This window comes from Apibacter sp. (genome assembly GCF_025291155.1).
Lineage (GTDB): Bacteria > Bacteroidota > Bacteroidia > Flavobacteriales > Weeksellaceae > Apibacter.
In genome coordinates, this window is record NZ_JAMBJZ010000059.1 from 1 (window position 1) to 13531 (window position 13531).

The 13531-nt window shown below is 28.8% G+C and carries 12 protein-coding genes; 5 read left to right on the forward strand and 7 right to left on the reverse strand.

Features of this window, described 5'->3' with window-relative positions:
• The 4 genes from M3Z80_RS06625 to rsfS form a co-directional block, all read right to left on the reverse strand.
• A partial coding sequence (locus M3Z80_RS06625) for a phosphatidate cytidylyltransferase (RefSeq protein WP_293918710.1) occupies positions 1 to 659 on the reverse strand: 659 nt, incomplete at its 3' end.
• Between the two features lie 11 nt (positions 660 to 670).
• Complete coding sequence (locus M3Z80_RS06630) at positions 671 to 1240, reverse strand: hypothetical protein (RefSeq protein ID WP_293918712.1); 570 nt, start codon at positions 1238 to 1240, stop codon at positions 671 to 673.
• 110 nt (positions 1241 to 1350) lie between these two features.
• Complete coding sequence (ftsH, locus tag M3Z80_RS06635; RefSeq protein ID WP_293918714.1) at positions 1351 to 3354, reverse strand: ATP-dependent zinc metalloprotease FtsH; 2004 nt, start codon at positions 3352 to 3354, stop codon at positions 1351 to 1353.
• Between the two features lie 50 nt (positions 3355 to 3404).
• Complete coding sequence (rsfS, locus tag M3Z80_RS06640; protein ID WP_293918716.1) at positions 3405 to 3779, reverse strand: ribosome silencing factor; 375 nt, start codon at positions 3777 to 3779, stop codon at positions 3405 to 3407.
• Between the two features lie 138 nt (positions 3780 to 3917).
• Between rsfS and M3Z80_RS06645 the strand changes: the two genes are divergently transcribed.
• From M3Z80_RS06645 to M3Z80_RS06660, 4 genes are all read left to right on the forward strand, one after another.
• Positions 3918 to 4613: a biotin--[acetyl-CoA-carboxylase] ligase gene (locus tag M3Z80_RS06645; protein ID WP_293918718.1), complete on the forward strand. Its 696-nt coding sequence runs from the start codon at positions 3918 to 3920 to the stop codon at positions 4611 to 4613.
• Between the two features lie 108 nt (positions 4614 to 4721).
• Positions 4722 to 6098: a tetratricopeptide repeat protein gene (locus M3Z80_RS06650; RefSeq protein WP_293918720.1), complete on the forward strand. Its 1377-nt coding sequence runs from the start codon at positions 4722 to 4724 to the stop codon at positions 6096 to 6098.
• A 45-nt stretch (positions 6099 to 6143) separates the two neighbouring features.
• On the forward strand, positions 6144 to 6779 hold the full coding sequence (locus M3Z80_RS06655) for an acyl carrier protein phosphodiesterase (RefSeq protein ID WP_293918722.1): 636 nt from the start codon (positions 6144 to 6146) through the stop codon (positions 6777 to 6779).
• A gap of 2 nt (positions 6780 to 6781) precedes the next feature.
• Positions 6782 to 7183, forward strand: coding sequence for a thiol-disulfide oxidoreductase DCC family protein (locus tag M3Z80_RS06660; protein WP_293918724.1), 402 nt, complete (start codon positions 6782 to 6784; stop codon positions 7181 to 7183).
• Between the two features lie 35 nt (positions 7184 to 7218).
• Here the strand turns inward: M3Z80_RS06660 and M3Z80_RS06665 are convergent, their stop codons facing one another.
• On the reverse strand, positions 7219 to 9366 hold the full coding sequence (locus tag M3Z80_RS06665) for an endonuclease MutS2 (RefSeq protein WP_293918726.1): 2148 nt from the start codon (positions 9364 to 9366) through the stop codon (positions 7219 to 7221).
• 670 nt (positions 9367 to 10036) lie between these two features.
• On the opposite strand from M3Z80_RS06665, the gene M3Z80_RS06670 reads away from it, so the two are divergent.
• A complete protein-coding gene (locus M3Z80_RS06670; protein WP_293918728.1) occupies positions 10037 to 10315 on the forward strand; it encodes a hypothetical protein in 279 nt (92 codons plus the stop codon).
• Between the two features lie 122 nt (positions 10316 to 10437).
• On the opposite strand, the gene dgt is transcribed toward M3Z80_RS06670, so the two are convergent.
• Positions 10438 to 11811 carry a dGTP triphosphohydrolase gene (dgt, locus tag M3Z80_RS06675; RefSeq protein ID WP_293918730.1) on the reverse strand — a complete coding sequence of 458 codons (1374 nt, stop codon included), beginning with the start codon at positions 11809 to 11811 and terminating at the stop codon, positions 10438 to 10440.
• A 232-nt stretch (positions 11812 to 12043) separates the two neighbouring features.
• Positions 12044 to 13531: formate--tetrahydrofolate ligase (locus M3Z80_RS06680; RefSeq protein WP_293918732.1), on the reverse strand; the 1488-nt coding region annotated here is incomplete at its 5' end.

A 13531-nucleotide genomic window follows, 5' to 3' on the forward strand; every position in this document is an offset into this window, starting at 1 on the left:
CGTAATCCTGGTACGAGATATTCCAATAGAAAACCTATTAGGATAGTTCCCAGTATCCCTCCGATCAAACCTTCAACCGATTTATTAGGAGAAATTTTAGGCGCAAGTTTTCTTTTCCCAAATTTACTTCCCACTAAATAGGCAAAACTATCACTGATCCATAATAGTAAAAATACATAGAAAATCTCTGGCGTTAATGGATTTATACTTTTTGGAATCGTTAAAGAAAGACTAAAAGGAATGCTCAAATACGCAGTAGTAAAGATTAGTTTGGCACTATCTGTATAGAGTTCGTCTGAATAATAAAATAGAGTTACAATTGAGAGAATAAATAATATTAAAATTAATATATATCTCCAATATAATATTTTTAAACTAAAACTGCTATTAAAAAAACTTTGAGAAAAGTTAAAATATACGATACCTATTAAAACAAATGTTAATATCTTATATATAATATTTGAATATTTTAAAAGTTTTATGGTCTCTAAAACGCTTCCTAATAGAAAAATTGTGAGTAAGCCATAAAGTAGATAACATGGATTTATTTTTATATCGAAATAAATATGTAATAAGTCTGATAAAAAATTAGTAGTGCATAAAAAAATAAGCAACACATATACTAATCCTGATAGGGAACGGATAATTATCGTTTTCACAAAATTAAAAATTATTCTTCAACTAAAAGCAAATACAATTTTTTTGCATTTGAAACACTACTAAATCCTTGCACTTGATTGCCATATAAGGAAGTTATATTAGATGGTATTTTATCTTTTTTAGCGTATCTTATTTTAGCTAGACCTACGCTTGAGGAAGTAATTATCTGATTTGGAGTTGCCCAAACTATTATTTTTTGAGGTAAATCAGACTTTTTTAAATGATAAGTCTGATCCGATGAAATCATAATAGATCCATCTAAGGCCACCAAATATTCACAGTTTATTAAAGCAATATCTTGATCTCCCGTACTATGGCTTGTATAATTACAATCTAAGCAATTAATCATCGAAATAAGTTTAGGGTCTACACATAGCACTTCACTGATGTCTTCATTTTTAAGTATATTATGTAAATATTGCAAAGATTCTTCTTTGTTTTCACAATAGAAAAACATACCTCCACCTGCCTTAAATTTCCTAGCAAATGCTACATCCTCTTCTTCTCTATCATTATAAAAATCTAGATTAGTAGCTTCTTCTTTGTTTTTTTTACCAAATATTTTGTTAAGAAATCCCATTCACTTTATAAAAGTTAAAAATCAAAATTATTTTTGTAATCAAATATATAAAAAAAACTTTTTAGTTCATAAATACGTAAGATTTTTAAATTTTATTAAATTATTTTCTATTATTCGGATTTAAATTCGTTTTCCGAAGAATTTTGTGCTTTATTTTCAACTTCTCGTATTTCTTCGGAAAAAGTTTCATCGTCAAATTTGCGTTTTCCAAAAATTTCTTCTAAATCTTCTTTAAATATGACTTCTTTTTCTAATAATTTATTAGCGAGCATAGAAAGTTTATCTTTGTTTTCAGATAAAATCTGTATTGCCCTTTTATATTGAGATTCAATAATTTTAGAGATTTCCTTATCTATAGTTTCTGCAGTTACTTCGGAATAAGGTTTAGTAAATCCGTATTCATTACCTGAACTATCATAATAAGAAATATTACCTATCTTATCGCTCAATCCGTAAATAGTAACCATAGCATTAGCTTGCTTTGTTACTCTTTCAAGATCAGATAATGCTCCCGTAGAGATATTATTAAAAAAAACTTCTTCTGCGGCTCTTCCTCCTAGAGTTGCACAAATTTCATCTAACATTTGTTCTGTAGTTGTCAATTGTCTTTCTTCAGGTAAATACCATGCTGCACCTAAAGAGCGACCTCTTGGTACTATGGTTACTTTCAATAATGGAGCGGCATGTTCTACCATCCAACTAATAGTGGCATGTCCTGCTTCATGGAAAGCAACTCTTTTTTTCTCATGTGGTTTAATTACTTTATTCTTTTTCTCTAACCCACCAATGATTCTATCAACAGAGTCAAGAAAATCTTGTTTTCCTACGCTTTCTTTCCCTTTACGAGCCGCAATTAAAGCAGCTTCATTACAAACATTAGCTATGTCAGCTCCACTAAATCCCGGAGTTTGTTTTGCTAAAAAATCTATATCTAAATCTTCATCTATCTTCAATGGCTTTAGATGAACTTGAAATATTTCTTTTCTTTCATTTAGATCCGGTAAATCTACATAAATAGATCTATCAAAACGTCCCGGACGCATTAAAGCTTTATCTAGCACATCAGCTCGGTTAGTTGCAGCCAATACAATCACGCTCGTATTGGTTCCAAATCCATCCATTTCTGTTAACAATTGGTTTAACGTGTTTTCTCTCTCGTCATTAGATCCGGTAATATTATTTTTACCTCTGGCCCTACCAATTGCATCGATTTCATCAATAAAAATAATTGAAGGTGATTTTTCTTTAGCTTGACGAAACAAATCTCTTACTCTTGATGCTCCTACCCCAACAAACATTTCTACAAAATCAGACCCAGATAAAGAGAAAAAAGGTACTTTTGCTTCACCTGCTACGGCTTTTGCTAGAAGTGTTTTTCCTGTTCCCGGAGGGCCCACTAATAAAGCTCCTTTAGGAATTTTACCTCCTAACTTAGTATATTTTTCAGGATTTTTCAAAAAATCAACAATCTCTTCTACCTCTTCTTTAGCTCCTTCTAATCCAGCTACATCTTTAAAAGTAACTCTTACATTATCGTTTTCATCAAAAAGTTTAGCTTTAGAACGTCCTATATTAAATATTTGTCCACCGCCACCGGTTCCACCGCCTGTCATTTTTCTAAATAAGAAAAACCAAAGCAATCCAATGAATAATAAAGGCAGTAACAATTGTATCGTTACATCTCCCCATTGACTAGGATTTTCAAATTCCAAATTAGTAGTTAATTTATATTTAGCCTTATTTTCATTGAATCTTTCTTCAAAAAGCTGTTTATCGCCGGCTATAAATGAAAATTGAGGTGAATCTGATAATTGCCTAAACGGACTGAAGCCTTGATTGTTCATATCATACACTTCAGGGTTTTTCATAGCATCCTGAGTTAAATAAACTTTTACTTCAGATGATCCGTTTAAAAACACCACTTTTTTAACATATCCTTTTTCTAAATATGAAAAAAACTTATCAACACCTATTTTTACATCTTTTCCCGAATTTAAAAATTCTTGAAAAATCAATAATACTGCAAATATTATTAATATACCATAAAACCAATTAAATGAAAATGGTTTATTATTTTTTTTCGTTTTATTTTTGTTATTATTATTTGTTTCCAAAATTAAGTCTTATTTTATAATTATAGGATTATGCAATTTTAAAGATCTTTTTAATTTTCCGGATTAGGAATTTTTATAATTTCCACATCTCCCCATAAATTTTCTAAATCATAGTATTCTCTATATTCGGGTTGGAAAATATGAACAACTATGGATACGTAATCCATCAAGACCCACTGCTGGTTGTCAACTCCTTCTACATGCCAAGGCTTATCCTTAGAATTTTTTCTCACGTACCTTTCTACAGAATTGGAAATTGCCGAAACTTGTGTATTGGTTCCGCCGGTACATATGACAAAATAATCTGTAATCGTATTTTCTAATTTAGTAAAGTTCAAAATAGTTATATCGTATCCTTTAACTTCTTCTATCCCTTTTATTATATTTTCTAATAATGCTTTTTTTTCGATCTGTGTTTCATCCATCTAATAGTCTATTATTCAAATATTATAATATATCTTTCGTGATTATTTTTCATTTTATGCAAAAATAATCATTTTAACACTTATATTAATTATAATTTATTTAATAATTTTATCATTAATTTGTATTGGTCAAATCCTATGCCATTAGAATATTTTGATAAAATTGAATCTACGAACGATTTTGTAAGAGAGCATTTGTCTGATTATGCATCAAATTTTCATGGGGTGTATTCTTTTCAACAAACGAAAGGCAAGGGAGTTAATGGCCATAAATGGATATCTGAACCGGGAAAAAATATAGCTCTGACATTTTGTCTTACCGATTCATCTATAACAAATAATTTTCTCAGTTTTTGGGTAGCTATAATGGTTTGTCGTTTTATAAAAAAACAGGCAAAAACCGATGCTACTATAAAATGGCCCAATGATATTCTCATCAATAAAAAAAAGGTCAGTGGAATATTAATTGAAAAATCAGGGAATACTTTTATTATAGGTATTGGCATTAATGTTCTTCAGAAAGAATTTCCAGGTATTCCTCATGCCTCATCATTGAGTTGCTTTTCATCTCAAAAATTTGAACTTGTTGAATTGGTAAATGATTTAATACATGAATTTAAGACAAATTTTCATATTTTAAACGATTCTTTTTTTCTTCTTAACACATATAATTATCATTTATTTGGCAAAGGAAAGGTAATGGCTTTTAAAATTAATGAATCTATAATAAACGGGATAATTAGCAAAGTAGATAATGATGGACTTTTACAAGTTGAAGTTGAAAACATGGGAACTAAAAAATTTAGGATTAAAGAAATAGAATTTTTATATTAAATCATATAAATTATGTTTAATACTTGTGAATAATAAATTATTTTAAATAGTTATTTTACTTTTTTTTTAATTATATTTACATAATTTAAAAGAAATAAATAAAACTAAGTGGAAGATTTTTTTGACAATGAGCTAGTTAATATGTTTGAAGAAATGTTGGAAGAAAACAAATCTATTTATTTTGAAGCAGATGAGTTTTGCGAAATTATTTCTTTCTACTTGGATATTTATGATTTCGAATATGCTTTAAAAGCGATTGATATTGCATTTTCTCTTTATCCAAATAACATTGATATTAAAGTTAAACAGCTCGAATATTTTGTAGGAACTGAAGATTTACACAATGCTTCCGGTTTAATAGATAATCTTAAAGAATTATGTTTTGCTAACACAGATTATCTAATCGCAACGGCTCGTTATTGGTCTTTAAGAAAATTTCCTTTCAAATCTATAGATTTCTATTTAGCAGCCTTAAAAAATGAGGAGGACGAAGATTATATATATAATTGTTTGGGAAATGAATATTTGGAGATTAATGAACCTACTTTAGCATTAAATTCTTATAAAAAAGCTTTGGAATACAATGAGAAAGATGAATATTCATTATTTTCCTGTATACATTGCTACGAAATTTTACATCATCACCGAGAATGTATTACTTTTTTAAATCAATTTATAGATGTAAACCCTTATTCAGAAGAAGCGTGGTTCCAGTTAGGCTTGCAATATTTAAATCTTAATTGGTATGAAAAGGCTTTATATGCATTTGATTATACAGTAATTATTAATCCTAAGAGTATAGCCGGATACACACAAAAAGCCTTCTGCTACGAAAAGCTTAATAAATGGGAACAAGCCATAGCTGTATATAGTGAATCGCTTGTTTTTGATGACACTGCAGCATTTACTCTTTTCAAAATCGGTCAGGCTTACAACAAACTTCGCAAACCTATTCAAGCTCTTAATTCTTTTCAAAAAGCGGTAAAAGAGGATCCACAGTTTGATAAAGCATGGTTTGAACTTTCTGATATTTATGATACTTTAGGTAACAATGAGGAGGCATTGCATTATATAAAAAAGGCTTTGGATGTAGAATCTAAAGAAGTAAATTACTGGAAAAAATATGCTTACTTAAATATTCAATTAGGTAAATACGAAGAAGCTTCTGACTCTTTTAAAATAATTATAGATTTAGAACCAAATCATTTTTATAATTGGTTGGCTTATTCTGAATTATTAATGAGTTTAGGCGATTATTCCAAGGCAGCTCTTATATTGCATAAAAGTTTTGAAAATTTCCATAGAGCAGAATTATATTATCAATTAAGCAATTGTTATTTCTTATTAAAGAATAATGAAAAGAGCGAAAAATTTTTAAAGCTGGCATTAAAATTGAATCCATCTATTAAACAAGAAATGCAGGAAAAATATTCAATTTTACTAAGAGGTAATAATATAAAATATAAAAATCCAGGCATTATTTAAAATCTATTTATAGAGAAAACTTGAAAGAATAATTACATAAAATCAATGAACATTGTAGCTCATCAATTGCTATCATATAAAATACCTGATATACAATTAGGTAACGTATTGGGTGAAATTGTTCGAGGTAAAGATTATCAAAATTATCCGCAATCTATTGCTACTGGTATATTATTACATAGACATATCGATTCATTTACCGATTCTCATCCTATTGTAAAGCAAACTACAAGTATTTTCCATAAATCATATGGAAAATTTGCTCCTATAATAACGGATGTAATTTATGATTATTTTCTAATAAAAAATTGGTATTTATTCAGTAATGATGAATTTGAGACTTTTAAAAAATCGTGTTATGAATTAGTAATTGGAACAGAAATTTTGTTTCCAAAAAAATTAGAAAAAATCTTAAATACTTTAATTGAAGATGATTGGTTTGACAAATACAGAACGTATGAAGGTATAGAATGGACTTTACATCATCTAACCAAAAAGTCTAAATTTAATCATCATATTGCTGATATGGGTAATTCCATTAAAGAAATTTATTTACAAGAAAAAAAAATAGAAAATCATTTTCTCGAATTTTTCCCTCAATTGGAAATTTTTTGTAAAAAATTTATTATTAGATTAATGCCGGAATATGAAGTATTAATCCAAAAAAATAGTGTTCATTGATTATGAAAAAATATATTATTTTGTTTGATGGTGTATGTAATTTATGCAATTCTACTATTCAATTCATTATTAAAAGAGACAAAAAAAATTTATTTAAATTTTCTTCTCTTCAATCGGAATTTGGACAGAATTTTTTGAAAGATAGAAATCTTTCTACTAAAGATTTTAATTCTATAATTTTATATGAAACTGGAATAGCTTATTATACAAAAAGTACTGCTGTAATAAAAATAGCTCAAAAGCTAGGGTTTCCATATAATCTCTTATCTGTTTTTTTGATACTTCCTGCACTTATACGTAATCCTATATATTCATATTTGGCTAGAAATCGCTATAGTTGGTTTGGAAAAAAGGAAAGTTGTATGGTTCCTACTCCAGAAAATATGAAAAAATTTATTCAGTAAGTAAGTAATTCATTACATTCTCAAATTATAAATCCCTAAACTTTTTCAATTTCGTATACTGAAATTTTGGTTGTAAACAAGCCATAATTGAGAAATACGGTTTCTCCTTCTATCTTATCTATAGTTGCAGCACTGCTGCTCCCCTTAATTCTAACTCTTTTTCCTTCCTTCATCCATTTTTGAGCTCTATCAGTGGTTGTTCTTATTTCTTCTGCTTTGGTTTCTTGCAACTGTTTTTTTATTTCCTCTTTTTTTAATTCTGTTTTAACTTTAGTTCGTTGTCTTTTAGTTTGGATTTTTTCAACTTCAGTTGCTTGAGTCTTTTTGTATTTCTCTTGTTCTAAAATTTTAGAAAAATCTTTTAAAATATCTCTTTTTTTCTTTCCGTTGGAATAGGCTTCTATGTATTTCTCAAATTTTTGTCCTAATTGATTTAAACGTGTTTCTTCATCATATAATTTTTGGAAATTCACCAATTTTTGCTTATAACTGTTTATAGTATCTGACAATTGTCTTTTCTTTTCTTCAGAATGATCAATTTGTTTATTTAAATCACCCTTCAATTTTTCAACCTGATATTTTTCCTGCTGAAGTCTAACAATAGTTTTATCTAAATTCACCTTGTCTTTTTCAATTTTTTGTTTGGCAACCTGTATAATTTCTTTAGGAATTTTATTTTTTTCAGCAACTTCGAACGTAAATGAGCTCCCTACCTGCCCCACTTCTAATTTATATATAGGATGCAGAGTCTTTTCATTGAATAACATAGAAGCATTTTTAGTATGAGATAACTCTTCAATCTTTAACTTTATATTTGTATAATGGGTTGTGATAATTCCAAAAGATTTTTTCGCATAAAAATATTCTAAAAATGCTTCAGCCAATGCTCCCCCTAATTCCGGATCTGATCCTGTTCCAAATTCATCTATTAATAGTAAAGTGTGAGAATCTGCCTGTTTTATAATTTGCTGCATTTTTCTCAATCGGGAACTATAAGTACTAAGCTGGTTTTCAATAGATTGATTATCACCTATATCAGTAAGTATTTTATTAAAAAAACCTATTTTTGATTTTGGATGAACCGGGATAAGTATACCGCTTTGTATCATTAATTGTAATAAACCTACCGTTTTTAACGTAATACTCTTTCCTCCGGCATTTGGACCGGAAATACAAATAATTCGCGTATCTCTATCTAATGTTAATGTTTGAGGAATGGTTGTTTTTTTCTCCCTTTTATTGGTAAGGAATAATATAGGATGATAAGCATTAACAAGATGGACTTCTGCATAATCGGTTATCTCCGGCAAGACTGCATCAATAGCTTCTGCATATCTTGCTTTTGCCTGAATAACATCTAATTTATATATATATTTCTGATATTTTTCTAATAAAGGGTAATATTCCAGAATATTTTGGGTTAAAGTAAAAAGAATTTCTTCAATTTCTTTTTTTTCTTGACTTATCAATTCCATTAACCTTACATTGGGTTGGATAACAGATTCAGGCAAAATAAAACAAATAGAACCTGTTTTAGAAAAACCTAATACTCGTCCTTTTACCGATTTTTTAAAAGATGACTTTACAGCTAATACTCTTTGATCATCTATCACACTTTCCCTTATCTCATCTAGAATTCCGGTTTGAGAAAAATGTGTAAGTGTTTTATCAAAATTTTCCTGAATTGTTTTTCGTATAATTTGTATTTGATCTCTGATATTTTGTAGAGTAACCGTTGCATCATTTTTTACTTCCCCAAAACGGTTAAAAATTTTATTAACCATTGCAATAATCTCTTTGGTGTATTCTATATGGGATAGTTGCTGATGAAGAGTAGGAAAATAATCTTTAAATTTTTCAAAATGAACAATCAACGAATTTATTAGTTGAGATAAATCTCTAATTTTATGAAAAGATCTGGCTTCTAAGATAAAATTCTCTATTAGAAGCATTTTTAGTTCTGTTTCTATATCATTATATTCTCTGAAAGGAATATAATTTTCATTGGAAAAACTTCCTAAATATTCATTTACGCAATTCAAATTCTCCTTTATTTTTTCTTTTCTTAAAGGTCGAAGTTGAGCTACAAATTCTCTTGATTTTTCGGAATGGCAAAAGGGTAGTATTTCTTCTAGTATCTTTTGATATTCTAATTCTTTTAAGGTATCTTCTGAAATCTGCATCTTATTATTCTGTATTATAAATACATTTATGCAAAAATAACGCTTTTTTCTGCTTAATTAATTTCTATTTCTTTTCTTAATCCAAACATTTATCATTGTATATGTTTCTTTTTTTCAATAGCTATTCTTAAATTAGGATAAGTATATTTATAACTATATCCTTACTATTTAATAATACAACGCCTATTTTAATAAATCAACTAATGATGAATCGTAAAACTTTAAAATTTATATTGTTATGTTAGAGTATTATCTTTTATAATAGGGAGTGTTATTTACATTATTAATAAACAAAAATCATCATATATATATTCGTTCTTGTTAACGGAGTTTTTAATGTTAACACCTGCCTGTATTGGTTTCGTAGTTGAAAAAAAGAAATTTTCAGAGACAACAAAAACAATTGAATTGAATTTCAAGCATACCCATTGGAAACAAAGCATGAAACATCTAAATTTAACTATTTTTATTATTGCTTTTTAATTATGTTCAATGGATATTTATTAGGTAATGTATTAGAAATAAATGGTTTCAGAAAATTAGCTACGGATTATACTATGCTAAATGATGAATAAAAAAATCATTACCTGATTTTTTTATAATAAATATTACTTGACTATTTTATTTGATGTAATGATAATTAGTAGTATAATTTCTTATATCACCATGAATGATTTTAGGTTTAGGGGTGGAAATTGGTTGGAAAGGGTTTTTACAGAAAAATATAAAAGCAAACTTTTTCAAAAAGAATATACTTATTGGAAGTATTTGGGGAATTTGGCATATACCTATAATTTTAAACGGACATAATTATCACTCTCATGCTGTATTAGGTATCGGGGTACAAATACTTTTATGTATAGTCTTAATTTTTTATCTTTCCATTGCGTTAAAAAAACAAACTGTTTCTTTGTTATCGGAGCACTTCATAGAGGTATCAACGCAATAGCAAAAGTAGTTTCAATTACACAAATAAATTATATAGATGTATTAGGACTTGTAGGATTATTAATAATTTTTTCTATTATAACCCTATTGGTAATAAATTATATACTATTTGTAAAATTCAATTTATAAGGTCATTCCAATATCAATTCCTTTAATTTTGCGATATAAATCAGTAGCATAATTATCAGTCATTCCTGAAACAAAATCAATTATTCCTAAAACTTTTTCATAGTCACTACTATCCTCGTAAATAAATTGTTTAGGAATAAGCTTAATAGCTTTTTTTTCATATTCCAAACGTTCATTTTCAGTTTTTATAATAGGAGGTATAAAATGGTCTAAAAGTTCATACATTACATTATAACCAGCATTTTCTATTTCAACTACCGATCTATGATTATATATATGAGTTTTAGAAAATTCTTTGATAGTTCTAATAGCTTTGCATTCTTTTTCAATTAAATCAAAGATGGAAATTTGCAAAGAGCCTTTCAGTATTTCCTCAAAATTGTGTTTATATAATTCAACAGATCTTGATATAAGTGCGCCTATGGACACTGCTCTTAAAAAAGAAATACGGTCATTTTTATCATCAATACTATCCAATTTCTTTTTTACTCTGTTCCATTTGTTATTACCTTGTATTTCTGTAATAATTTGTTCTAAGAGTTCCTCACAAACTTGAGCATTGATAAAACCCAATCTCTGTGCATCTTCCATATCAATTATATTATAACAAATATCATCAGCTACTTCTACGATCCAAACAAAGGGATGTCTAACATAGCATAAAGGTTCATCTTGCTCTATAATTATAGACATTTCTTGTGCAATATCTCTGAATATGTTTTTTTCTGATTGAAAAAAACCGAATTTTTTTCTTAATAGTAAATCTTTATCTCTAGCAATTGATTCGCAGGGATACTTTGCTATAGATGCCAGAGTAGAATAGGTAAGCATAATTCCTCCATCTGATTTTCCATTTTGTTTCTGAGTTAAAATATGTATAGCATTGGCATTTCCTTCAAAATTTATAAAATCACACCATTGTTTTGTAGAAAATTTTTCCTTTAGCTGGGAAGCATTTCTACTAAAATAACTGGCAATAGCATCTTCACCCGAATGTCCAAATGCCGGATTTCCGATGTCATGACATAAACATGCGGTAGATATCACATTATATAAACTATGACAAAATAAATCTTTGTTTGATTCTGTTAAATCGGAAGCATAAGCAGTAGCAATATAATTACCTATTTCACTTCCTAAAGATCTTCCCACTGATGCTACCTCTAAAGAATGCGTTAACCGATTATGTACAAAAACACTTCCCGGAAGCGGGAATACTTGCGTTTTGTTTTGTAGTCTGCGGAAAGCAGTTGAAAATATAACTCGATCAAAATCTCTTTGATATTCACTTCTTGCATCCGACTTTCTATCTGAAGAGTGGTATTGTATTCCCGTTCTTTTATCTGAGAACAATCTATTTATATCCATTATTCATATAATGATTATTAAAAATGGGATAGCAGGTGAAACTTTCAATGTAACCCGTATATCCCTATTTTTACAGTATTTATTTAATGTTATAACTATATTTTTGTATGTAATAGTAATCAAATTAGAATACTAAATTATATTCTAGTTTACTATTTTATAAAGTCTAATATTTTAATTTTCGCATAGTTTTTTTCAATTATTTATATCTGAAACTATTTTATTATTTATCTCAACTTAAACCTTCGACTAATCCATTAACCAAATCTATATTCATAGCTACTGGTTTTTTAGGCAATCCGGGCATTCTGAGAATATCTCCGGCAATAACAACAATAAATTCAGCCCCTCTATTTATTACAATGTCTTTTATTTCAAAATCAAAGTTTTTGCTCACTCCGTAAGAAAGTGGATTGGCTGAAAATGAATATTGTGTTTTTGCAATGCATATCGGAAATTTACTCATATCACTCTTTTCCAGATTTCCTATTTTTTTGGAAGCTTTTTTGCTGAAAGTTACTGAAGAAGCTCCATATATATTTTTGGCTATCTTTTCAATCTTAACTCTAATGGGATCTTCATCTTCATAGGCAAACTTTAATTTTTTCGAAGGATTATTTTCAATTGTTTCAACCACTAATTTAGCTAGATCTTCGGCTCCTTTTCCTCCTTCCATAAATGCATTATTTATGGCAAAACCTACTTCTCTTTTTTTACAAAATTCTTTTATTTCCGATATCTCCTCTTTCGTATCTGAAGCAAATTTGTTAAAGGCGACTAAAACAGTTTGCCCGTAAGATTTGATATTTTCTATATGTTTTTCAAGATTTTCAAGTCCTTGGATTATACCTTTGATATTTTCTTCTTTTATTTGAGATATATGAACTCCACCATGCATCTTTAAGCCTTGACCTGTTACTACAATTACAGTCAATTTTGGCTCTAATCCTGATTTTCTACATTTAATATCATAGAATTTTTCAGCTCCTAAATCTGCACCAAAACCGGCTTCCGTAATAACATAATCCCCATAAGTCATGGCCATTTTAGTTGCTATAACGGAATTACAACCGTGAGCTATATTAGCGAAAGGACCGCCGTGTACAAAGGCTGCGGTATTTTCTGAAGTTTGAACTAAATTTGGATTTATTGCATCTTTTAGCAAAACTGTAATAGCTCCTGCAATTCCTAAATCTTTTACAGTAAAAATGCTACCATCTGTTTTATATCCTAATAATATATTTTCAATTCTTCTTCTTAAATCGTCAATATCCTTTGCCAAACATAAGATAGCCATAATTTCAGAGGCCGGAGTAATATCAAATCCTGATTCCTGAATTACACCATTCACGTTCCCTCCCAACCCTGTAACTATATTTCTTAAATTGCGATCATTAACATCTATTACTCTTTTCCATACCACTTCTTTTAAAACATGTTCTGTACCCTGATTTTGATATATATAATTATCAAGTAAGGCTGTTATCATATTATGAGCAGAGGTTATTGCATGAAAATCTCCGGTAAAGTGAAGATTGATATTTTCCATAGGTAAAACCTGGGCATATCCCCCGCCAGCAGCTCCTCCCTTCATCCCGAAACAGGGTCCTAATGATGGTTCTCTCAACGCTACTATCGCCTTTTTACCGATTTTATTCAAACCAAGAGCCAATCCTATGGATACTGTCGTTTTTCCAATACCTGCTTTAGTAGGTGTAAT

Bases quoted from the DNA above. Each gene is read 5' to 3' on its own strand.
- M3Z80_RS06630 (WP_293918712.1), bottom strand. From the start codon at position 1,240: ATGGGATTTCTTAACAAAATATTTGGTAAAAAAAACAAAGAAGAAGCT.
- rsfS (WP_293918716.1), bottom strand. From the start codon at position 3,779: ATGGATGAAACACAGATCGAAAAAAAAGCATTATTAGAAAATATAATA.
- M3Z80_RS06645 (WP_293918718.1), top strand. From the start codon at position 3,918: ATGCCATTAGAATATTTTGATAAAATTGAATCTACGAACGATTTTGTA.
- M3Z80_RS06655 (WP_293918722.1), top strand. From the start codon at position 6,144: ATGAACATTGTAGCTCATCAATTGCTATCATATAAAATACCTGATATA.
- M3Z80_RS06660 (WP_293918724.1), top strand. From the start codon at position 6,782: ATGAAAAAATATATTATTTTGTTTGATGGTGTATGTAATTTATGCAAT.
- M3Z80_RS06665 (WP_293918726.1), bottom strand. From the start codon at position 9,366: ATGCAGATTTCAGAAGATACCTTAAAAGAATTAGAATATCAAAAGATA.
- M3Z80_RS06670 (WP_293918728.1), top strand. From the start codon at position 10,037: ATGATTTTAGGTTTAGGGGTGGAAATTGGTTGGAAAGGGTTTTTACAG.
- dgt (WP_293918730.1), bottom strand. From the start codon at position 11,811: ATGGATATAAATAGATTGTTCTCAGATAAAAGAACGGGAATACAATAC.